This is a genomic window from Niallia sp. FSL W8-0954 (assembly GCF_038005605.1).
Taxonomy (GTDB): domain Bacteria; phylum Bacillota; class Bacilli; order Bacillales; family Cytobacillaceae; genus Niallia; species Niallia circulans_A.
This window is the reverse complement of sequence record NZ_JBBOTN010000001.1, coordinates 4,324,017-4,346,699: the sequence shown is the minus strand read 5'-3', so window position 1 is coordinate 4,346,699 and position 22,683 is coordinate 4,324,017. Positions and strand designations below refer to the sequence as shown.

At 37.0% G+C, this 22,683-nt stretch carries 17 protein-coding genes and 1 pseudogene; 9 read left to right on the top strand and 9 right to left on the bottom strand.

The features are described from left to right. Window positions 1-289: 289 nt before the first annotated feature. Window positions 290-580 carry a hypothetical protein gene (locus tag NX902_RS21200; RefSeq protein WP_163185367.1) on the top strand — a complete coding sequence of 97 codons (291 nt, stop codon included), beginning with the start codon at window positions 290-292 and terminating at the stop codon, window positions 578-580. 54 nt (window positions 581-634) lie between these two features. On the opposite strand, the gene NX902_RS21195 is transcribed toward NX902_RS21200, so the two are convergent. Then, the gene (locus NX902_RS21195; RefSeq protein ID WP_163185370.1) at window positions 635-916 is read right to left on the bottom strand and encodes a hypothetical protein; all 282 of its coding nucleotides are present in this window, start codon (window positions 914-916) and stop codon (window positions 635-637) included. A 332-nt stretch (window positions 917-1,248) separates the two neighbouring features. Between NX902_RS21195 and NX902_RS25845 the strand changes: the two are divergent. The 4 genes and pseudogenes from NX902_RS25845 to NX902_RS21180 all read left to right on the top strand — a co-directional run. Continuing rightward, window positions 1,249-1,552 (top strand): annotated as a pseudogene (locus NX902_RS25845) (CapA family protein); the annotation flags it as partial. An 18-nt stretch (window positions 1,553-1,570) separates the two neighbouring features. After that, complete coding sequence (locus NX902_RS21190) at window positions 1,571-1,696, top strand: oligopeptide/dipeptide ABC transporter ATP-binding protein (protein ID WP_328587990.1); 126 nt, start codon at window positions 1,571-1,573, stop codon at window positions 1,694-1,696. A 33-nt stretch (window positions 1,697-1,729) separates the two neighbouring features. Next, window positions 1,730-2,995, top strand: a complete 1,266-nt coding sequence (locus NX902_RS21185; protein WP_341160973.1) for a M20/M25/M40 family metallo-hydrolase — start codon at window positions 1,730-1,732, stop codon at window positions 2,993-2,995. A 415-nt stretch (window positions 2,996-3,410) separates the two neighbouring features. Continuing rightward, a complete protein-coding gene (locus NX902_RS21180; RefSeq protein WP_163185376.1) occupies window positions 3,411-3,584 on the top strand; it encodes a hypothetical protein in 174 nt (57 codons plus the stop codon). Between the two features lie 107 nt (window positions 3,585-3,691). On the opposite strand, the gene araA is transcribed toward NX902_RS21180, so the two are convergent. The 3 genes from araA to NX902_RS21165 are packed head-to-tail and all read right to left on the bottom strand — an operon-like array spanning window position 3,692 to window position 7,478. Then, a complete protein-coding gene (araA, locus tag NX902_RS21175; RefSeq protein WP_172859193.1) occupies window positions 3,692-5,110 on the bottom strand; it encodes an L-arabinose isomerase in 1,419 nt (472 codons plus the stop codon). 40 nt (window positions 5,111-5,150) lie between these two features. Next, a complete protein-coding gene (locus tag NX902_RS21170) occupies window positions 5,151-5,846 on the bottom strand; it encodes an L-ribulose-5-phosphate 4-epimerase (RefSeq protein ID WP_095329740.1) in 696 nt (231 codons plus the stop codon). 21 nt (window positions 5,847-5,867) lie between these two features. Beyond that, a complete protein-coding gene (locus NX902_RS21165) occupies window positions 5,868-7,478 on the bottom strand; it encodes a xylulokinase (RefSeq protein WP_123258335.1) in 1,611 nt (536 codons plus the stop codon). Between the two features lie 339 nt (window positions 7,479-7,817). Between NX902_RS21165 and NX902_RS21160 the strand changes: the two genes are divergently transcribed. Further along, a complete protein-coding gene (locus NX902_RS21160; protein WP_163185385.1) occupies window positions 7,818-8,924 on the top strand; it encodes a GntR family transcriptional regulator in 1,107 nt (368 codons plus the stop codon). Between the two features lie 156 nt (window positions 8,925-9,080). Continuing rightward, window positions 9,081-10,910 (top strand): hypothetical protein, encoded by a 1,830-nt coding sequence (locus tag NX902_RS21155; RefSeq protein WP_171510032.1) that lies wholly within the window; start codon window positions 9,081-9,083, stop codon window positions 10,908-10,910. A gap of 243 nt (window positions 10,911-11,153) precedes the next feature. Here NX902_RS21155 and NX902_RS21150 read toward each other — a convergent pair whose 3' ends face one another. Continuing rightward, window positions 11,154-11,831 carry a hypothetical protein gene (locus NX902_RS21150; RefSeq protein WP_095329744.1) on the bottom strand — a complete coding sequence of 226 codons (678 nt, stop codon included), beginning with the start codon at window positions 11,829-11,831 and terminating at the stop codon, window positions 11,154-11,156. A 487-nt stretch (window positions 11,832-12,318) separates the two neighbouring features. Here NX902_RS21150 and NX902_RS21145 point away from each other — a divergent pair, with 487 nt between their 5' ends. Then, window positions 12,319-13,302, top strand: coding sequence for a ring-cleaving dioxygenase (locus NX902_RS21145; protein WP_095329745.1), 984 nt, complete (start codon window positions 12,319-12,321; stop codon window positions 13,300-13,302). A gap of 114 nt (window positions 13,303-13,416) precedes the next feature. On the opposite strand, the gene NX902_RS21140 is transcribed toward NX902_RS21145, so the two are convergent. The 4 genes from NX902_RS21140 to NX902_RS21125 are packed head-to-tail and all read right to left on the bottom strand — an operon-like array spanning window position 13,417 to window position 16,106. Continuing rightward, on the bottom strand, window positions 13,417-14,295 hold the full coding sequence (locus NX902_RS21140; RefSeq protein WP_095329746.1) for a VanW family protein: 879 nt from the start codon (window positions 14,293-14,295) through the stop codon (window positions 13,417-13,419). A 52-nt stretch (window positions 14,296-14,347) separates the two neighbouring features. Continuing rightward, window positions 14,348-14,770 (bottom strand): hypothetical protein, encoded by a 423-nt coding sequence (locus NX902_RS21135; RefSeq protein WP_341160972.1) that lies wholly within the window; start codon window positions 14,768-14,770, stop codon window positions 14,348-14,350. Window positions 14,771-14,806: 36 nt separating this feature from the next. Then, window positions 14,807-15,778: a permease prefix domain 1-containing protein gene (locus NX902_RS21130; RefSeq protein ID WP_341160971.1), complete on the bottom strand. Its 972-nt coding sequence runs from the start codon at window positions 15,776-15,778 to the stop codon at window positions 14,807-14,809. Beyond that, a complete protein-coding gene (locus NX902_RS21125) occupies window positions 15,771-16,106 on the bottom strand; it encodes a PadR family transcriptional regulator (protein ID WP_163185389.1) in 336 nt (111 codons plus the stop codon). The genes NX902_RS21130 and NX902_RS21125 overlap by 8 nt, the downstream gene beginning before the upstream one ends. A 223-nt stretch (window positions 16,107-16,329) precedes the next feature. Here NX902_RS21125 and NX902_RS21120 point away from each other — a divergent pair, with 223 nt between their 5' ends. Next, the gene (locus tag NX902_RS21120; protein WP_341160970.1) at window positions 16,330-22,383 is read left to right on the top strand and encodes a lamin tail domain-containing protein; all 6,054 of its coding nucleotides are present in this window, start codon (window positions 16,330-16,332) and stop codon (window positions 22,381-22,383) included. Window positions 22,384-22,683: the final 300 nt, after the last annotated feature.

The following is a 22,683-nucleotide window of genomic DNA, read 5'->3' as shown; positions in this document are numbered from 1 at the left end:
ACGTCCTACACAAGGTTTTATTATTACATTCCTCATATATTATAAGAACAAGCCTGCTCGTTGTCAAAGGGAAAGAGAGGGTAAGTTCTAGTGAGGACATCAAACAAAGGATAAAAACAAGAGTTAGAAACCTGTTAAGAAAAATATAAATTAAATTTTTTTAGCTAAAAAGGGAAGCGGAAGAACTTCTCTTGCTGCCTTTATGAAATATATGTGAATTAGTGAACAAATGAGATTTTTTTCTATCTATGTGGAGTACAATAAGGGGAGAAAAGAAATGGAGGAGTGAATGGAAATGTCTTCTGATTATCAAGCGTTTTTCGGTGTTGATGGAATTGTAAATGACTTTCATGTAAATCGGGTCCATAATACTAATTTCTATGGAGTAGGAGGAGATTATTCAAATGGAGTACATCTGCAAGTGCAGCTAAGTCCCAATCAATATTCAAATCTATTAAAATACGGATACTCAGGTAAAAAGAATAATGTCTATTTCGCAGTAAGATCCAATAATCTTGCCCATCTCTATGCGGCTTCTACAGAAGATATTAACCAGCTTTTAGAAGTGATCAGTAATTAAGGTATGCACAAGGACGGTTTTAGTGAGATCATCCGACTCACAAGAACCGTCCTTTTATATACCAATCTGATATATCTTCCTTGGTCTTCCTCTTGTAAGAGGAACTTCTTCGCCGATTATTTTGGCTAGTCCTTGTTCTTCTAAATTTGTCAGTATTCTTCTGGCATTTCTTGGTGTCATATTGAGCCATTCAGCTACATCGAAAGCAGTTATTGCATGTTTGCCAATGTTTTTTTGGATTGCGATCATTTTATTATTTGTGCTAATAGCGATATCTATTATTTTTTGAACCGAGTCTTTTGGGTCCAGAATAGCTTTTGCTTTCAAGATTGCCATGCCTCTATCTATGCTTTTTTCGAGCATACTATAGTAAATAATGAGCAAACTGAATTTCCGTAATAATGAAGTGTGGAAGGTTTATGTAAGATAGTCTTACCGTGTTTTTAATATGTGTTATTGACTTTGATAATTGGTCTCTCTATACTTTGATTAAAAGAATAATTAAGGGAATATTCTGATTTAATAAAAGGAGTCGAAAAATGTAAGATACCATTATACGTTTGCTGCGACTGATGATTCCTTTATCACACGTAAGCTCCAGTCAAATTTGAATCCTTCGATTTACGAATTTAGAAGTCACACTCCATCATAATGAAGGTAATCCCTTAGGAATAGAAATTTATAAGAATCGTCCGATGTTTTACAGCTTAGGTAATTTTATTTTTCAAAATGACACTGTACCAAATTTGCCAATAGACTTTTAGGAAAAAGATCAATTAAGTCATACGGATATGTCGCATCCAGTGGAATTAGGAAAGAGGTTGGCCGATTCTCTCCAATAATCAGGACATATTGTAAAGACTTGCTAAACTTTCTGAGCTATATGGTATGAAAATCACTCTAGAAGGAAATATAGCAATCATTTGTTTAAAAGATCATACACCTGTAATAATAATAGACAGAATATTTTAAAAATAAAGCTGGGACTCTATAAATCCTCCAGCAGGATGTGTATTTCACACAAGGTGTCCAGTTGCAATGGATCGATGTAAGCAGGAAGTGCCTTCAAAATTACAAGTTAACGATAAACATGTTGTTGCTTGTAAATTTATATGATTGATTAAAAAGTGAGAGAGGGGTGTATATTTCATGACAAATATTGAGCACAAAACAGAGGGGTTAACCGAGAAGGTAGGGCAAGTATATAAACTACTTGCTGAGAATGAGCAAGTCCAAAAAGCACTCAAATTTTTAGAAGAGGATAACGAAGCAACAACCAAGGAACAAATTGAATTGACGGAAATAGAGGCACCAACCTTTGAAGAAAAGGAAAAAGGAGAATGGTATAAAAAGAGATTAGAATCGTTAGGTGTTCAAAAAGTAACTACAGATGAGGTAGGAAATGTTTTTGGTGTACTGCCAGGAAGCGGGAATGGTCCTTCCTTAGTTGTTTGTGCTCATTTAGATACCGTGTTCCCAAAAGGGACAAATGTAAAGGCTGTCCACGAAGACGGATTAATCTATGCGCCGGGGATTTGTGATGATGGAAGAGGGTTAGCGGTTGTTTTAACGATTATACGTGCTCTTGCTGTGGCGGGGATAAAGACAGAAGGAGATCTTATTATTGGTGCCACAGTGGGGGAAGAAGGGCTAGGAGATTTAAGAGGGGTGAAATCATTATTTGAAAATCGGCAAGATATAGATGGTTTTATCTCGATAGAGCCTGGGGATCCAAGTCGTATCACTTATTTAGGCACAGGAAGCAAAAGATTTAATGTTTTATTTAAAGGACCTGGTGGGCATAGTTTTGGGAATTTTGGTATTCCAAGCCCTATTCATGCATTAGGGCGAGCCATTGCCAAAATTTCTGATCTAGCAACACCTGTTGAACCAAAGACGACGTTTAATGTAGGGATGATAAAAGGAGGAACTTCTGTTAATACGATTGCGGAGACAGCAGAGATGCTAGTTGATTTACGTTCGAATTCGCAAGAAGAGCTTGAAATAATCGAAAGTAAATTTTTACATTTGATGGAGCAAGCAAAGGAAGAAGAAAATGCTCGCTGGAATGTGGAAGCACAAGTTAGTCTTCAGATAGAAAAGGTAGGCGATCGTCCAGCAGGATCACAAGATAAAAATAGTGTAATTGTGCAAGCTGCTCGATGTGCGACAGCAACACTAGGATTTGAACCGATCCTAGATCAGGCAAGTAGCACTGATTCGAACGTTCCTATTCATTTAGGGATTCCCGCCTTAACGCTCGGCGGTGGGGGCGAAGGTGGAGGATTCCATACACTGCAGGAATATTATAATCCTACCAATGCTCATATTGGGGCACAAAAAATATTATTAACGATTCTCGGCTTAGTTGGATTAGAACAGGTTACCGCTCCACTATTGGAGAAAGGAAAATAATCTTAAATTGCTGCTAAATGGTCAAGTCCATCAAAAGAACACGGTATTCCCTTTGGATATGCAAGAGCCATACAATCATATGGATGAAAAAAGGAAAAACAAGAGGGAGCTTTGACTTATTATAGATTATAGCTACGGAGAGCATCAAATTTTATCTTGATTTCTCTAACAGAAATAATAAGTATTGAAAAGGTAAAATAAGAAAATAAAGGGAAAGTGTAATGGGAAAAAGAACTGTTTAGAATTGAGATATGGTTTTTTGTAAGTTTTCAATACATAAATCTAACCGACTACATAGAACGGAAAAAAATACAAGAATCGTCCAACAGATTTTTCCAAATAAATGAAACTAATTAGCTCTTTAAAACGTATTCTTAAGTAGCAATTGTTAAACAATAGATGTGGAGGTGTAAAAATGATATTTTTATGGTTATTTGCACCAGTGGTAATTGTGATGGGACTTGTGCTATTTTTCGCAAAGAAATCTGGAATGACAGCACCTGATGAAAATAAACAAGCAGATAAATTAGGAGAAGTAGTCCATTATAATCGAGTTAATTCAAGTAGTGGTCCAGGAGGAATGAGTTGAATAAATGAGAGCAAAAGAAGCAAAGGGACGGTTCTTGTGAGAATATATAATAATCACATGAACCGTCCTTTTTTTGGAGTTGAGCTAGAACCTTCCTTCCAAGGTCATTACTTAATCACGACATATTCTAAATCAACTAGTTTTGCATAGGTGATAATTTGATCGGGTGTTAGGTTTAGAGAAACGACTGTATGATGGCCGCCGCCGTTTTCGATCCATGCCTTTACGCCCTCTTGAAAATTTGGTTTGATATTCCATAATACCCGAGCTACTGGGAGATTTGGGGCTGGAACGGTTGGTTCAAATGCGGATACTTCATTGATTAAAAGCTTGTAATGAGTACCGAAGTCAGCCATGGAAACAACAACTCCATCTCCTGCTTTTCCGTCAAATACTAATCGAGCTGGATCCTCGCGATTGCCAATCCCTAATGGTGATACAATAATTTTCGGTTTATTGCTTGCTAAAGTTGGATCGACTTCTAGCATATGTGATTGAAGTGCAGCTTCTTGGCCAACAGCTAATTCATAGGTGTAATCCTCCATAAAGCCTGTTGACTCGTTATGGCTCATTACTTTTAGAAGGCGATCAAGTGCAGCGGTCTTCCAATCACCTTCGCCGGCAAATCCATAGCCTTGTGCCATTAAACGCTGAACAGCAAGACCAGGGAGCTGTTTCATACCATATAAATCCTCAAAGTTTGTGGTGAAAGCATTGTATCCGCCTTCATCAAGGAAGCGTTTAATGGCAATTTCATAGCTTGCCTGCACTTTTACGCTAGCTTCCCAAGCTTCCTTACTATAGCTTCCATAGTCAAAGTCATATAGTTTTTCATATTGTGCAAATAAATCATTTATTTCATTTTCGCTTACTTCATTTACATATTGAACAAGGTCACCAATTCCAAAGTAATCAACGGTCCAGCCAAATTTGATTTGCGCTTCGATTTTATCTCCTTCTGTCACCCCAACATTACGCATATTGTCGCCAAATCGTGCAACCTTAATTTGAAAGCTTTCGTTATAAGCTACGGCTACGTCCATCCAATCAGCAATTTGCTGCTGTACTTTCGCTCGTTGCCAGTGGCCAACCACTACTTTATTTTGTTTTTTCAAACGTGCATTAATGAAACCATACTCTCGATCCCCATGAGCTGCTTGATTTAGATTCATAAAGTCCATATCAATCGTATCCCATGGAATGCTTTCATTGTATTGTGTTGCTAAATGAAGCAAAGGCTTTTGTAATAGCTTAGTTCCGCGAATCCACATCTTCGCAGGAGAGAATGTGTGCATCCAGGTGATGACGCCAGCTACTTCATCCCGGTAGTTAACTTCTTTCATCATCTTTGTAATGGTATCTGCGCTTACTGCTAAATCTTGCAAAACAAGCGGATAAGGCAGTAGACCACTTTCATTTAAAGTGTCTGTCATTGTTTGTGCATGGGCTTTGACTTCCTTTAACGCTTCTTCGCCGTATAGATGCTGGGATCCTACAACAAACCAAAATACTTTATTAGTTGACATGCTATTTCCCTCTTTCTAATGATAGTTTTATAGTTAAATATTATTTTTGACCATAATAGGCATTCTTTCCATGCTTTCGTAAATAGTGTTTATCTAAAATACGCTGCGGCAATTCTTTGGAAAAATGATTTAATTCTCTTGTAAATAAATTCATCTTCGCCACTTCATCCAACACCACACTGTTCATAACAGCTGATTTAGCATCTTTTCCCCAAGTGAAGGGACCATGTCCATGAAGCAAAACGCCAGGGATAGCTAAGATGTCTAATCCCCGTTCTTCGAAAGTTTCAATGATTACTTTACCAGTCTCTGCTTCATAACCACGATCAATTTCTTCTTGTGTTAAAAAGCGAGCACATGGTACAGCACCATAAAAAGTATCAGCGTGTGTAGTTCCCAGAGCGGGAAGATCAAGTCCTGACTGAGCCCAAATAGTTGCCCAAGTGGAATGAGTATGCACAATCCCGCCGATTTCATGATAATGTTTATAGAGAACAGCGTGAGTAGCTGTGTCAGAGGAGGGGTTCAACGTTCCTTCTACAACATTTCCCTCTAAATCTATTACGACCATATCGCTTGGCTGCATTGTTTCATAATCAACCCCGCTAGGTTTAATCACGAATAAACCACTTTCGCGATCAATGGCGCTGGCGTTTCCCCATGTATATTTCACGAGTCCCTGCTTAGGTAATTCCAAATTTGCGAGAAAAACTTCTTCTTTCAGCTTTTCTAACATGTAAATCCCTCCAATCATCCCTTAATGAATCAAATTTTCGATTGCAGCCTTTTCGATTGCTAACCCTTTTTTATAGCGTTCGATAAATTCTTCAAAGCCTTCTACGTCAAAGCGGTCTGGATAAATCGTTTGCTTATCTACTTCTTTAAATACTCTTTTGTCGAGATATTCTTCTAAACTATCATTCTCGTTATTATTTAACATATAAGAAGCAAGAATAGCGATTCCCCATGCGCCGCCATCTCCAGCAGTATCCATAACAGAAACAGGTGTATTCATCGCAGCTGCCACAATTTTTTGTCCCACAACAGGAGTTTTGAATAAACCACCATGTCCTAAGATGCTATCTATTGCCACATTTTCTTGCTGGGTTAAAATATCCATACCGATTTTTAAAGCTCCAAAGGCCGTAAAGAGATGGACTCTCATAAAGTTTGCTAAATTAAAATTGCTTTCTGGCGAGCGTACGAATAAGGGGCGGCCGCTTTCCAAACCAGTAATATTTTCACCTGAAAAATAGCCGTAGCTTAGCAATCCGCCACCATCTGCATCCGCTTTCAAAGAGGCGTTTAATAAAACGTGGAACAATTTGTCCATTTCTACCTTTTGTCCCATTGCTTCTGAAAATTCGCGGAATAAGCGCATCCAGGCATTTAAATCACTCGTACAGTTATTGGCATGGACCATTGCAACTGGAGATCCATCTGGAGTTGTAACAATATCAATTTCTGGGTAAACGGCTGAAAGGTCTTTTTCTAATACAATCATGGCAAAAACAGAAGTTCCAACGGAGACATTTCCAGTCCGTTTCTTTACGCTGTTAGTTGCAACCATTCCTGTGCCGGCGTCTCCTTCTGGAGGACATAGGGGAATACCAGGTTGTAAATTCCGCGAACGATCCAGAATTTTTGCGCCGATTTCTGTTAATTTTCCGGCTTGCTCTCCAGCAATAGCGACTTTTGGAAGGATATCCTTCAGTTTCCAAGGGTATTCTTTTGCAGCAATTAATGCATCGAATTGTTCTATCATTGATTCATTATAATCTTGCGTTGTTTCATCAATTGGGAACATACCGGAAGCATCGCCAATGCCGATGACCTTTTGACCAGTTAGTAACCAATGAATATATCCAGATAAAGTAGTAATATGGTCGATACGCGGGATATGCTGTTCATTATTCCAGATAGCTTGGTAAAGATGTGCAATACTCCATCTTTCTGGAATATTGAATTGGAATACATCAGTTAATTTTTTTGCAGCAGTACTTGTGGTAGTATTGCGCCAAGTTCGAAATGGAACAAGTAGTTCACCAGTATGATCAAAGGCTAAATAGCCATGCATCATCGCAGAAAAACCAATCGAACCAACTGTGCGAATAGTTACCCCGTAATTTCGCTCAACCTCTTGTTTCATTTCACTATAAGCGGTTTGCAAGCCAGTAATAATGTCCACTAAATTGTAAGTCCAGTACCCATCTTCTAAAAGATTCTCCCACTCATAACTTCCAGTTGCGATGGTTTCAAAACGGTTGTTAATTAAGACAGCTTTGATTCGCGTGGAACCGAATTCAATTCCAAGTGAAGTTGCCCCCTCAACAATATCTTGTTTGGTATTTGCTCGATTATTTTTCATATATTCCCTCCTTGACAGCGGTTTCGTAATCAGTGGAGATAATAGCCTTTATTAATATCATTTTTCTACCTATACTTTATAATGTGTACGTACACTTGTCAAATATATTTATAAATGTTCATACAAATAAAAAGAAGCAGTAATAGCCTTATTACTATTAATACTAGCCTGAAAATAAATTTATGTATGTTCGTATAAAAAATTGTCGGAAAAATATAATGTGATTAGTTGTGTGTAATTTGTATGCACTAATATGCATTGTTTTGTTTCTGTAGCAGTTATGCTAAAATATGACCATACAAATACCGGATGGCCATTACATTGAAGGAAGTGCATTAAATGAAATTAAAGTATCAGATCATCATTGATGATATAAAAAGTAAAATTCTTTCTGGAGATTATCAGGTTGGAGAACAAATTCCTACTGAATCAATCTTGCAGGAAATGTATAAAGTTAGCCGTCATACGGTGCGAAAAGCAATCTTGGAATTGTCCAATGACGGATTTCTCCGAAGTGAAAAAGGATCTGGTACCTATGTAAGTAACTACTATCAATTAAAAGGGAACGGAAAATCCAAAAGGAAAACAATTGGTGTTATTACCACCTATATATCTGATTATATCTTTCCTTCCATTATTCGAGGAATTGAAAGTCGGTTAAATGCAGAGGATTACTCTTTATTATTAGCAAGCACAAACAATGATGTGGAACAAGAAAAGAAGGCATTGGAGATGATGCTGGCATTTGGAGTAGACGGATTAATTGTAGAGCCGACAAAAAGTAATTTATACAATCCAAATATTGCTTACTATCTAGCCTTTAAAGAGCAAGACGTTCCATTCATTATGGTCAATGCCTATTATGAAGAACTAGAAGTGCCATTCTTCTGTCTTGATGATGTGAAATCTAGCTATCTTGCAACAAATGAATTAATCGCAAAAGGGCATACAAAAATTGGACTTATAGCGAAAATGGATGACTTACAAGGAAAGTTTCGCATGAAGGGATACATAAAAGCATTAGGAGAAGCAAAGCTGCGTTTTCAAGCAGAGCATGTTTATTCTTTTACAACCGAAACAAAGCCTGATTTAAAGGTGAAATTAAAGGAATTTCTACATGAAAATATGGACGGAATGACAGCGATTGTCTGCTATAACGACGAGGTAGCATTAGAGGTTGTTAATGTATGCAGAAAACTGAACATCGCCATTCCAGATCAACTCTCTGTTATTGGCCAGGATAATTCCTATATGGCTAAAAACGCTAATATCAAGCTGACAACCTTAACGCATCCCCAAGAAAAAATGGGACACGATGCCGCGGAATGGATTATTAGAAAACTACAAGGCAAAAAAGATTTAAAAAATGAAAACTATTACCAACCAGAACTCATCCAAGGAGAAACAGTGAAAGATCTGACAGAGGATGCAGAGGGACGGTTTTAGTGAGGGATGTCCTCGCTAAAACTCTCCTTTTGTGTCTTTTTTTACTGAAAGTCTTTCCTAAAAGGGAAAGATAGTATTTAATAGAAATATGGGTAGATATGGGTGAATATACTAAACTATCCATTTTTGTTGTGTTCAAAAATGAGGAGGAATGGCATGGGCTTTAAAGATGAATTAAAACATGAAATGCGGAATTTAACAAAGGATATAGAGAAAGAGGTTCAAAAGAGTTGGACCGTTCATTATAAAGGACATGTGATAGAAGTGATCAATCAAATGAAAGAAGAGTTGCTTATCATTGATGGGATAACGGTAGCTCAGAATAAACGGAAATCAATACTATCGCATATTATTCCTTACACAAAACTATCGGGAGTCCTCACTTTGGAAGGTGGGAAAAAGCATAAAGTCTCTGTTAAAATTGGTGGCTACGTAAGTTTAAACTGCAGCATCAAAATTGATAATGAGACGATTCTGCAGGAATCCGAAAAACTTGAATTTCTGCCCTGGGATCATAAAGAGAAAATAGTTCCGTTTATTCAAAGACAAGTTCTAGAAAATAATAGAATAGTAGAAAATACTTTACCAGATGATACGTACTTTTTTGGAGAAGATAATCCACCTTTGGAGCCAGGGTTATTTGATATCATCGTGAATGAACCGAAAACGCCGTTTTTTGTGAGTAAGCTGATGAAGCTTTTTAAAGAACAGCTGGAACAACCCACTATAAAAACAAGAAAGGCGACATATGATCAAATTATTTTTGACCATATTGCCATCTATCGAGATGAGCTTCTAGACCAGTTAGGGCAAGCGGAATTGGATGAACAGCTGGCACAGCAAGAGGCATTATGGCTATTAGAACATGCTGCACATAGAGATGTTGTTAAATTTGCTATTCTTGTTCTCGGGTTTACGAACTGTGAGGAATATCAGGAGCTTTTATATACAATCGGCTTACACGATGAGTTTACCCCATATGCTATATTCGCTATAAGAAGCGGAGGGAAGGGAGTAAATGATCAAATATGGAAACTAGTTCAATCTGTCCGAGGGATTGGTAAAATGACAGCGATTGAGCTAGTAGAAGCGAAGACGCCGGAAATGAAGTATTGGCTGCTTACAAAAGGATGTGAAAATAGGAAATTTGCTGATTTCCTAGCGCATCGTTGTGCAGTAAAGGGAGAGCTAGATGTTGCGCTCTACGAAGTGAATATTTCCAAGGAGCTATACACGGGAGCGGCTATGATTATAGAAGGCTTATTAGACGATGAAAATCAAGACGGCATGGATCAATATCCTTACGCCAGTGCTGTAATGACTCGCTTCCTTCACCACGCCACAACCCACTGTGAAAGCTTAGAGGATTTTTATCCGATAATGAAAATAAGCGAATTTGTTCATGCTGAAGATGACATTTGGGAAGAGCGATTAAATGGACAATGGAAGCAGCATGAACGCAAGGCAATTCAAGAAGCTGTTCAACCGTTTATAGACAACCCTAAATGGTCACAGCTGGCATTGGATGTATTACAATCGAGCGAGAAGGTAGATTTCCGAGCAATGGAGATAGCTCGATTCTATCAATTAGACATTACGGCACTATTATTTGAAAAGCTGAAGAAAGAGCCGACAAACAGTATATTGTATGGTGCTATCATGGAAACAAGGGATTTACAGTCTATTCAAGATCTTTGTGCCTTTGCAGAAACACATTTTTCTTTATCCAGTTTATCGCTGGAAGAACAGTATTGTCTAGAGTATATTATTCAAGATTTACATGAATTCGAGGGAATAGGGGCACCATTAGTTTACGCATCTCTAGAAACTAAAAATGAAAGCTTACGTTGGCTAGGATTAAGTGTGTTGGCAGAATGGTCGCCAACCTTTAGGCAGCTATCAGAAATACAGCATGCCCTTAAAACAATAATGAGCACAACAAAAGATAAAGAAGAACGGAGATTAGCCAAGCAGTTGTTGAAGTAGAACAGCAAAGAAGACGGTTCTAGTGAGGTCTATCCTCATTAGAACCGTCTTTTCGCTTCTTTTTCTTATGTTTTTTTAGAGATAAAGATTTCATTACGATTTGGAGCAATCTGAGCAGCAAGTACATATGGCATTGATAGGTCATTATTGGTTTAACTTGCAGAATACAACCGATTGCTGACTATTGAAATCGTAAAAACAATCGTCACTTTTTTCATCAAATCCACTTTCTGACACTTGTGTTCATTTCAGGTCTGTCTCTAGGAGGCTATATTGAAACTCCCATATTTCCTTATCGTTTAACTCATTCAAAGAGACTTCTAAGTTATTTCCCAAGAAAATTTTTTCGCCGTTGATAGCGACCACCATCGTCTGAAGGGGGTGATCCCCACCTATTTTTTTATATACATCACCAATACTCGGCATATCACCTTGAGTACTTTTTTCAGGTTGATCAGAATCGTCGCTCAATATATCACTATTTGCCAAATTTTTATTAAAATAATCTATAGAGTTACTGTCATTATCACGGCCTGGAATCATCAGTAAATATTCATTATGTTTGACTCCATTATGTTTTGTTGTGATTACTCCATCGGGTTCAACAGACGATACAATTTCAATTTCGTTTAATGAATAGCTGTCCATGTAATCGGGATTTGGATTTGTAATTAAGATATAGTCCCCTTCTTCAGCTTTTTTATCCTTGTGAAGTGTATATGCCTTATGGTTGAAAATAAAACTGTCAAGCTGTTTTGGTTTATATTTTTCAATTTTCGAGGCAATGGTTAAATGCTGGGTTAAATCTTTAAGTTTGATAAGATGGACGGACTTTTTGTATACAGGCTTCACAGAATATACCCTGTGCAACTCATTGTTAAAATATACAAATTGTCCTTTTCTTACTTGATATAGTTTCATGTCAAACTCTCCCTTCGGTGATCATTTATCTTATATAAAGTTTAGAACTTTCATCGAATAATACTGACAATGTTAACTTTCCCAAAAAGTTATGTGAATATTCTCCGTTCTATTAATAATCCCCTAAAATATAAAAGAAAACAAGAAAGAATATGTACTAGAACAATTATTTAAGAATCTCCTTTACGATTAAGGTAGTTTTCAAGACTTGTCCATAATTGTTTGATAAAATGAATGGAGACTTCCACTCAATTCTTAGATAAAATTAGTTAATCGTATTTAATAGAAGGCTACGTTAAGTTGGCTTATTTTTTGATGAATATGAATTTATGATGTTTATAAGGAAGCAGAAAATATAGTAAAAGAAAAACAATTGACCAAAATGCTATTAAGTGATAAAATTATTTCGAATTAAAGATATCTTAATTAAATATATTTTTTTATATAAATATCTCAACTTCGAGATAAATAATAGGAGGAAATAATAATGAATGAGTTAAAAGGACTTCATCATATTACAGCAATTACAAGCAGTGCCGAAAAAATTTATGAGTTTTTTACCTATGTATTAGGGCTAAGATTGGTAAAGAAAACAGTTAATCAGGATGATATTCAAACCTATCATCTATATTTTACGGATGATGTCGGCAGTCCAGGTACGGATATGACATTTTTTGATTTTCCTGGCATACCAAAGGGAGTCCACGGCACAAATGAGATTTCCAAAACATCATTCCGAGTGCCGACAGATGCAGCTTTAGAATACTGGGTAAAACGCTTTGATAAGTATGAAGTGAAGCATAAAGGAATTCAAGAACAGTTTGGGAAAAAGACATTGTCATTTGTAGATTTTGATGACCAACAATATCAACTTATTTCGGATGAAAAAAATGCAGGAGTTGCATCAGGGACTCCATGGCAAAATGGACCTGTTCCATTAGAATTTGCAATTACAGGATTAGGACCAATATTTGTTCGGACTGCTTACTTGGAATACTTCCAAGAAGTATTAGAAAAAGTATTTTTAATGAAAGAAGTTTCTCAAGAGGGATCATTCCATCTATTTGAAATGGGAGAAGGAGGTAATGGTGCCCAAGTTATTGTAGAATTTAACACCATTCTTCCACAAGCAAGACAAGGGTTTGGTACCGTTCATCATGCTGCTTTTCGAGTAGAAGATCGTGGCGAATTAGATCAATGGCAAGAACGCTTGAGCAGCTTTAAATTGCCAAACTCAGGTTTTGTAGAGCGCTATTATTTCGGTTCTTTATATTCCAATGTTGCACCGCAAATCTTATTTGAATTAGCAACAGATGGCCCTGGATTTATGGGAGACGAGCCATATGAAACATTAGGAGAAAAATTATCCTTACCACCATTTTTTGAACCAAACCGTGAAAAAATTGAAAAGCTCGTAAGACCTATAAACACAGTGCGCAGTAATATAGAAATCGACAAAGAGTATTTGTAAAACAAACAGAGGGATGTTTCTATGGAGGTTAATGAACTTCAATAGGACCATCCCTCTTCTTATTTAGAATGATATATATGTTGTTCTCACAAGAACCCTCCCTCTGTTTTTCCTCTATAGATAAGGAACTTTTCTAGGTTGATAAGAGATAGTTTCTGCTGAATAGAGTTCTATGAGTAAATGATGCCCTAACATTTTGGCTTGAATAAGGACGGGATGTTCGTAATTATTTTCAAAAACAAAATCTGGTCCGTCCCAGCTAACGGTAGCATCTCGCTTGGGAGGAACGTAAGAGATTTTTCTACTATGTGAATATCGTTGAATGATATTTAATCCCGCATTATCTACTGCATTAAATAGGGTAGAGGAAACTTGGCAAATTCCACCGCCAATATCTTCTGAAAATTTCCCGTTAATAATGACGGGTGCCTGTAAATAGCCCTTTTCCACGGTCCTTTTCCCGACAATTTGATTAAAAGAAAATTTTTCATTTGGAAAAATGACACTGTTATTAATCGCTTCAGTAGCAAGAGAAATATTCATACTCCGTTCTTTATTCCTCATGTTAAAAGATGTTATATATCTGCCTATTTTTTTGCGGCGAATACTTTCTAACAGCTCACTATCTACCTTAGGATAAATCACTTCTAGAGGATACCCTTTGTTACTAGAAATATCATTGAAATAATGTGCATACATTTGCTCTATAAATTTAACTCGATGCAGACGATAGCCAACTTCTTCAGGGACAATCCCTCCATACTTATTGACGGCAGCATCTTTGGGTGCGATATATACTTTTTTATCTATTTCCTCCATCACTTTATTGAACTCATCTGTATGGATAACAGGTAAACCAGGGGATTTCCATAAAAAAATTTCTTCTTTCTTATCTTTTGGTTGTGATATACTTTCTGTTGCTTTAATAATATCACCTGATAAAAGTACAGGATGGGAAAATAGCATCACTCCGAGTAAAAAATGAACATACATAAGAAATACCTCCGTAAAAATATCCGTTATCCATTAATATGTGTTTGTTTTTTTATTTAATGTACTTATTTGTAATTTTAATGTGGAAGTAGAGGTATTCGTTTGGAAGTTCGAAGATTGTAAAGAAGCAGAGAGACATTTTTGATGCTGCTTTGGCTGATATCCTCTCTGCTTTGGCTGATAAAATTTGAGTTTGGCTGATAACCCCTGGAGTTTGGCTGATAACCCCTGGAGTTTGGCTGATAACCCCCGGAGTTTGGCTGATAACCCCTGGAGTTTGGCTGATAACCCCCGGAGTTTGGCTGATAACCTCTGGAGTTTGGCTGATAACCCCCGGAGTTTGGCTGATAAGTCCCGAAGTTTGGCTGATAACCCCTGGAGTTTGGCTGATAACCCCCGGGGTTTGGCTGATAACCCCCGGGGTTTGGCTGATAAGTTCCGGAGTTTGGCTGGTATCCTCTCTGCTTTTGTGCAACTATTCCTTCACAAACACCGCCATTGCTCTGTTTTCCTATCTATCTTTTTTTATAATGGTATAAGCACCGCTAAACATGGCCATTATCAGTCCGGCTATTGGGAAGATAATCCAATTGATATGCCAGTTTCCGTACACGAAGCCAGTAATTAAGAAAATGACAACAGCTAGTGGCCAGATAACCGCTGCAAAGGCGCCGATTACTTTATCCTCTGTTCTTTTTTCAAAGGAATAGTCTTCAACTTTTAACAGCTTTTCATATGCATCTTTTTTGCCGCCGCTAATAATAAATAGGTATACTGCTATTGCGATAAAGACTAGTAAAAGACAGACCCCATAAACTGCTGCTTGATCACTCATACCAGAGGTTATTAGTATTGCGATTGGGGATAAAATACATAATGCTACCCCGATAATTACTGAACGAAAAAAGATTGGCTGATATGCATCTTTTTCTGCTGTTATTTTCTTTTTTAAAGGAGTGGAAAGCTCAAAATTAGCTGCTTTTTCCATAAATTTATACTTTTCTAATAGCTGGCCACTATAAATAAATAAACTAACAGCAATTGCTACCAATAAAAGTAATTGACCAACACCGATTAAAGTGGCTGTGTTTTCGGTTATGCCGTTCAGCAATCCTTGATTATACAATTGAAGGAAGAGAATTAGCAGGGCGGAGCCAAGTATGCATAGCATCACACCTATACCGATAAAATTCATTGCCTTTGTTGTTTTTTGTAAAAAAGTTGTTACCTCTTCTTCCGTAAGTTGGTGTTCTAGTGCTGTTTCCTCGATTAAGGGAAGATCAAGCTCACTTAACAGTTCATCCATATTCCCAAATTCAGAAATGACAATACCTATTGCTTCATGTTCCAATTTTCCAGCCTTTTTTAATTCATTATATTTATCCTCCATATTTGAGAGCATTTCTTGCTTCAGTGTTTCCATTTCTAAAGTTTTTGGTAAGCTGACAAAGACATTGTCTAAATAATTTATAATGCTATTCATTATATCCCTCCTTAATAAATAAGTTAATTACTTCCTGGGTTACGAACCATTCTTGGCATTTTTCCTGATAATATTTTCTGCCTTCTGACGTTATGGTGTAATAAGTCCTTCTTTTTCCGAATTCTCCTTCTTTGTAATAGGAATGAATATAGTTATTTTTGATTAATCGATTAAACGCAGAATAAAGGGTTGTTTCTTTAATAATGTACTTTTCGTTAGTCAATGTTCGTATATCTTTTGAAATTTCATAACCATAAGAATCCTTTTCTAATAGTAAAAAAAGAATGATGGTGTCATTATAGCCGCGAATGATATCACTGCTAATCAAAAAATCACCCCTTTCAAATACTTTATCTGTCATACTATGACTGTCGTAGTAATTATACTTTACCATATATACTACGACAGGTGAAGTAAAAATGTTAAAAAATTCTGATCTCCCTTTCTTTACATAAATTTTATGTTTATTAATACTTGCTTAAAGGTTCCTTAAAATAGGACCTCTATGATTTTACTGAGTAGAATAATCACCTTAAGGGAGGAATGAGCTTGTGACTTTAAAAAAGAGGATAACAAAGAGGGCTTTTGTCATTTTTGTTATGGGGGTATTTTTCTTTTCTACATATTTCCCTATTTTTCCTGGTTTAACGATGTATGCGGCCGAACCAACTGGTAAAAAAGTAGAGGAGAATCCGCCAAACACAGCAGAAAATAACACGGTAGAAGCACCTGAAACTACAACCGACAAAGAGAAGGGCGAAATAGCCGAAGAAGAAAAAGCGGAGGAAAAGAATCAGCATGAAAATGAATCCTCATCTATTTCCAAAGAGAAGAAATCAGCACCAACTGCTGAACAAAAGGAAGAATCAGTAATAAAGGAAGAGGATAAACCTCAAGAAACGGAAGAGAAGGAACCAGCAAAAGAGGAAATAACAAATGAAACGAATCAAAATCAGGAGAAAGCAGAGAAGAAACAAGAATCTTTTGATTACAAAAAACTACCGCCATTGCTTATTACCGAGCTAGCTCCTGATTCGAAAGGGACAGATAACTTTGAATTTATTGAGGTCTATAATAACACTAATCAGCCAATAGACTTAAATAGCTATTATTTTTATTACCAATACATAGGCGGTAATACAGCAGATAAAATAATGTCTATGCCAGAAGCAATACTAGCACCCCAAGAAACCATTGTTCTTTGGTTTAATGTCAAGGGACTTTCAGTAGAGGATTTCAACAAACATTTCAGCACTTCATTAACAGAACAACAAGTAATTTCCATTAAAGGGGATTTTTCAGGTTTTGCCAATGGTGGTAATCGAGGTGTCCTCATAAAAAACCTTGCAGGGCAGGAAGTAGTGTCAGCAAACTATTTACCAGGTGAAACGGATAATACAGGTGCAGATGTTCATTATGCTTTTCCAACAGAAGGTACAGAGATGGTAAAGCAGGAAGTTAAGGCTGCCCCAACACCAGGTGCATTAAGTGATGGACAAGTACCAGCAGAGCAAGTTCCAGTGAATCCCGTAACTAAGGATACAGAAGCTCCCGTCATAACGCACGAAGCAAAAACAACCATGAAAGCAGGAGAGGCAATTTCTATCGAAGCCACTATTGTAGATGATAGAAAGAATCCAACAGCTACTTTGTATTATCAAGGTGAAACAGATACAGAATTAAAAGCATTAGAGATGAAACAAGATTCGGCCCAACCACAAAAATTCACAGCCAGCATACCAAAAGAGGCTGCATTAGGCAAAGTAGTCTATTATCTGGAAGCTTCAGACGGCATGAATATGTCAAAAACATCCGAATATACAATCGAATTAGAAAAAGAACCAGAAAAAGAACCAGCGCAAGATACATATAGTGATCGTCCTCTTTTAATTACAGAACTTGCTCCTAATTCAATGGGAGGAGGCACAGATTATTACGAATACTTTGAGCTATATAATAATTCCAACCAAACATTGAACACAGCAAGTTACTCTTTCTACTATGTATATACAGATAATTCGAGAGAGCCGATTCTATTTCCATTACCAGCAACTGAAATAAAATCAAAAGAGAGGCTTGTATTCTGGTTTAATAACGGAAATAAAACATTAGCTGATTTTAATAAAGAGTATGGGACAAATCTTACAAGTAACGAAGTAGTAATGTTTACAGATCAAACATTCCCTGGTTTCGCTAATGGTGGTAATCGTGCTCTTGAAATCAAAGATGCCGAAGGGAATATCACGATCTCAGCTAGTTATTTAGGTTCTGAAAATGATAATAATGGCAAAGTGATTCATTATCAATTTCCTCAAACGGGAACGGAAATGGTTAAGTATAAAGTATTAGCAGATCCTACACCTGGGAAAATAGAAGCAGACCAAATTCCAACTAAGATAGTGGATCTACCTGATGTTCCGAAAGATACGGAACCACCGGCCATTTCTCATCAGGCAATGAAAACAGCAAAAGCATTTACGGCCGTTACAGTAGAAGCAAAGGTAACGGATAATGAGACAGCAAATCCAATTGTGACTTTACATTATAAAAAAGCACCGGATGAAAATTTTAAATCTGTATCTCTTTTAAAGGATACGCAAGGGAAATACTCAGCAACTATACCAGCAGCAGATATAGATGGAGACATTATTTATTATCTGGTAGCTAGTGATGGAATCAACGAAAGCAAAACCGAAGAATATACAATTTCGGTGGAGAAAACGGATATTGATTTTACCAAAGTTCCTAAATTGCTTATTACAGAAATAGTGCCTGATAGTGCTAATGTCGGGACTGCAGATGGCTATGAGTACATAGAAATCTATAATAATACCGATAAGGCAATAAACTTCAAGGATTATAAAATTCAATATCGCTATAATGCAGATCCTAATACAGATGTTGTCTGGCCATCTGTACCAGATGATACGATAATCGAACCGCAAGGCACTCTTGTCTTCTGGGTGATTAATTCTCAAAATGGGGATAAAACAGTAGCTGATTTTAATGCGAATTATGGCACAAACCTTGTCGAAAATAAAGATATTGTTCGTATTAAAAGTGATGGCATGGCCAATGGAAGTATGCGTGGTCTAGTAATTGCCACGAATACAAAAGAAGAGATAAATGTTGCTTATTATAATGATGAGGCAGCGCAATTAGATACGGCAATGAATATGGGCGTTCTTTATAAATTCCCGGAGGATGGCTCCACGCAATCAGTCAAAATTAGTTCGAAAACAAAACTAGGAACTCCTGGCTCCATAGAACCGTCACAAGTGCCGAACGAGCCAGTTCATGTAGAGGATGATACGGTTCCGCCAACTCTCATCAACGCTACGAATGTTCAAGAAATTCAGCAGATGAATGATTTAACCATTCGAGCAAAAGCAACCGATGACAAGGGAATTAAATCTGTGCTTTTGTATTATCGTACGAATGATCAAACAGATTATGAAAAAATATTATTAACAGTAGATGCGAGCGACAGCGAATATTATGCCACTATTCTATCTGCAGCTAACTTTATTGCGAAAGAGAAAATCGAATATTATTTCGTTGCCACAGATGGGCAAAATGAGGTAACATCCGAAAAATATGTCATTACTATTAAAAATGAAATAAACAATGCACCTATCTATTTAAATGTTAAAGATGATGATATTTTAACTGGAAAAGCAATCTTAAAAGCAGCATCCAAAGAAACAGCCGCTAGGGATGTAGAACTTTTTATTGATGGAAAAAAAGTAGAGGAAAGCACCTACAGCACATTAGAGACACAAGCTTATCTTGCTGTTGATATTAGCGGTTTGAATATGTATTTCAAAAATGCTATTACAATGGGAGAGGAAATAATCCACCTTTTGGATAAGGATAATAATTCTGATTGGAAAACGTTTACGATTCCGATTGACCCAAATAAATTAGCCGTCGGAGAAAATATTATTACCGTTCGCTCGGGGAATAAGGCTTCTCCATTCCAATTAGAAGAAAGTGAAGAAAATAGAGATGATTATAATCTAAGGAATGTAAGGTTAATTTTAGCTGATGGTACGGTCATTAGAGATCCACAAAAGGCCGATCCTTCTCAAGTATTTGATATGGGGGATGATGGCACGTATCGTCCATTTGAAGATTTTACTTTTACGATAACAGAAGAGCAGTCAAAAGCAAAAACCTATGTTTGGGATACGACGACTGTTTCTGATGGAGCTTACAGCATTAAAGCTACAGATAGTGAAAGGGAAACAACTGCTACTATAAAAGTAGATAATACTGCCCCAGTAATCAAAACAAATATAGAAGCTGAGAAAGAATATAAAGGTGTCTTTACCATTGAAGCGAGTGCAGTAGATGCAATTGCTGGTGTAGAATCACTGGAAGTAACCCTTGATGAGGAAGAGATTAAGGTACCATTTGATACGGCTTCTTCCAAGCTTGCTCCAGGCAAGCATACCTTAAAAATGGTCGCAATAGATAAGGCGGGCAATAAAGCAGAAGCAGATATTTCCTTCTCTGTTTCAAATGAAAATCCAAATAAGCCAGAATTAATAGCGCCAGCTAATAACACAGCAGCACCCGTCGATGGAGATCCGAAGTTGAAGGTAAAGGTAACGGATCCAACAAATGATTCGATGGATGTTACGTATTATAAAGGATATAAATATGAAGCATCGGATAGTAAAGTAAAATCATTTGAAAATGCTAGTGACACAGAACCACCAGTTGAGCTGGCACCAGCAGGGGAAAAGGCATTAACTGCTAAGGATGTTTCGGCGATTTCTTCCTTAGACGGAAAGTATCTAACAACGAATTCAAGTACTAAATTCCCTTATCATCGCTTTGAAGTAGCGCTTGATCCTTCTATTAGTAATCAAGATAAAGTGGAGCTAGTGTGGAACGGAAAATCACTGCAAGGAAGAAAGGTCTCCATGTATGCTTGGAGCATGCAAGAAAATAAATGGAAGCTGCTAACATATAAAATTGCTGGATCAGAAGATTTCACATTAAAAGCAGACGTCGATGTAAGGGCATTTGCTGATAAGACGAATAAAGTTAATGTGTTAATTCAAGATGAAATTCCAAGCACACCAGATGAATATGATTATACATTTGTTTGGATGTCGGATACGCAATATTATGCAGAGAGCTATCCATATATTTATAAGCGACAAACAGAATGGATTGCGGAAAAACAAGAAGAGATGAAAATTAAATATGTCATGCATACTGGTGATGTTGTCGACGAGTTTGATGATGAGAAACAATGGGTGTATGCCGATGAATATATGAGAACGTTAGAAGAAAACAAAATTCCATATGGCGTGCTTGCCGGAAACCATGATGTTAACCAATTATCTAATGACTACAAAGAATTCTCTAAATGGTTCGGAGAAGATCGCTTTAAAGATAAGCCATTTTACGGAGAATCTTACAAGAATAATCGTGGTCATTATGATTTGATTTCTGCGGGTGGAAATGATTTTATCATGGTATATATGGGCTGGGGAGTAAACGACGAGGATATGAAATGGATAAATGATGTACTAAAACAATATCCAGATCGTAAAGCCATTCTTAATTTTCATGAATACTTATTAGTTTCCGGAAATAGAAGCCCTATTGGGGAAGAAATTTTCCAGAAGGTAGTAGAGAAGAATGAAAATGTCTTTCTTGTATTAAGTGGACATTATCATGATTCGGAGACATTAATCAGTGAAGTGGATGATGATCAGGACGGGAAAGTCGATAGAAAAGTCTACCAAATGCTTGGCGACTATCAAGGTGGTCCAGAAGGCGGGCAAGGCTATATGAAACTACTTCATTTTGATCAAAAGAATAATAGAATTCTTATTAATACGTATTCACCATATTTAGATGATTATAATTTCTATGACCCAATAGAGTATCCATTGAAAGATGAATTGGCTATTGATTTAGATTTAACAGTCCAAGAGAAACAAGTTGCTACGGATTACTTTGCAGTAAATGTTTATACAAAGGAAGAAATCGGCAAGCAAGAAAATGTAGCAAGCGGCGAGATTGCAGAAATAGCATGGAAGAATCTAAAAGAAGGGCAAGTATATGATTGGTACGTAGTAGCTTCTGATGATTATACAGGATCAGTAACTTCTGATATTTGGTCTTTTGCCAAAGGACAGCCGACACCAGAAACTCCAACAGAACCAGGTGATGGAGGAAGCGAGAAGCCAACGGAGCCGAATCCAGGAGGAGATGATGGAGGAAGCGAAGAGCCAACGGAGCCGAATCCAGGAGGAGATGATGGAGGAAGCGAGAAGCCGACGGAGCCGAATCCAGGAGGAGATGATGGAGGAAGCGAGAAGCCAACGGAGCCGAATCCAGGAGGAGATGATGGAGGAAGCGAGAAGCCGACGGAGCCGAATCTAGGAGGAAATGATGGAGGAAGCGAAAAGCCAACACAGCCAAATCCAAGCGTTATCAATCAAAGTGAACCAAAAAATAATCAGTCCACCATACTCCCAAATACAGCTACAGAAAATTATACAATTATGCTGGTAGGATTAGTGTTATTAATTGGAGGAATGGTAGTTGCTTACTGGAGAAGAATACGTAGAGAAATATAGGATCTAGTTCCATTTATTCCTATTTATGGTTTAACTACAGGGAATTCTAATAATCATTTATTAATAAAAATAAAGAGCGGTAGAATCTATTTACTAAGACTATCGCTCTTTAACTATAAAATGTACTATTTTCATTATGATAATAATATATTGGAATTATCTACACTATCTTCACGAATATTTACCTTTCAGCTCCCTTACTTATTTCGTTCTATGATTAAAATCTAACGGTTATAAAAGGAGGCTAAAGAAATAAAAACAATTATTTGGATGGTTATGAAAAACATATTTACAACAGAT

Coding starts and splice junctions, on each gene's coding strand:
- NX902_RS21200 (WP_163185367.1), top strand. CDS start 290: ATGGAAATGTCTTCTGATTATCAAGCGTTTTTCGGTGTTGATGGAATT.
- NX902_RS21195 (WP_163185370.1), bottom strand. CDS start 916: ATGGCAATCTTGAAAGCAAAAGCTATTCTGGACCCAAAAGACTCGGTT.
- NX902_RS21185 (WP_341160973.1), top strand. CDS start 1,730: ATGACAAATATTGAGCACAAAACAGAGGGGTTAACCGAGAAGGTAGGG.
- NX902_RS21180 (WP_163185376.1), top strand. CDS start 3,411: ATGATATTTTTATGGTTATTTGCACCAGTGGTAATTGTGATGGGACTT.
- araA (WP_172859193.1), bottom strand. CDS start 5,110: ATGTCAACTAATAAAGTATTTTGGTTTGTTGTAGGATCCCAGCATCTA.
- NX902_RS21170 (WP_095329740.1), bottom strand. CDS start 5,846: ATGTTAGAAAAGCTGAAAGAAGAAGTTTTTCTCGCAAATTTGGAATTA.
- NX902_RS21165 (WP_123258335.1), bottom strand. CDS start 7,478: ATGAAAAATAATCGAGCAAATACCAAACAAGATATTGTTGAGGGGGCA.
- NX902_RS21160 (WP_163185385.1), top strand. CDS start 7,818: ATGAAATTAAAGTATCAGATCATCATTGATGATATAAAAAGTAAAATT.
- NX902_RS21155 (WP_171510032.1), top strand. CDS start 9,081: ATGGGCTTTAAAGATGAATTAAAACATGAAATGCGGAATTTAACAAAG.
- NX902_RS21150 (WP_095329744.1), bottom strand. CDS start 11,831: ATGAAACTATATCAAGTAAGAAAAGGACAATTTGTATATTTTAACAAT.
- NX902_RS21145 (WP_095329745.1), top strand. CDS start 12,319: ATGAATGAGTTAAAAGGACTTCATCATATTACAGCAATTACAAGCAGT.
- NX902_RS21140 (WP_095329746.1), bottom strand. CDS start 14,295: ATGTATGTTCATTTTTTACTCGGAGTGATGCTATTTTCCCATCCTGTA.
- NX902_RS21130 (WP_341160971.1), bottom strand. CDS start 15,778: ATGAATAGCATTATAAATTATTTAGACAATGTCTTTGTCAGCTTACCA.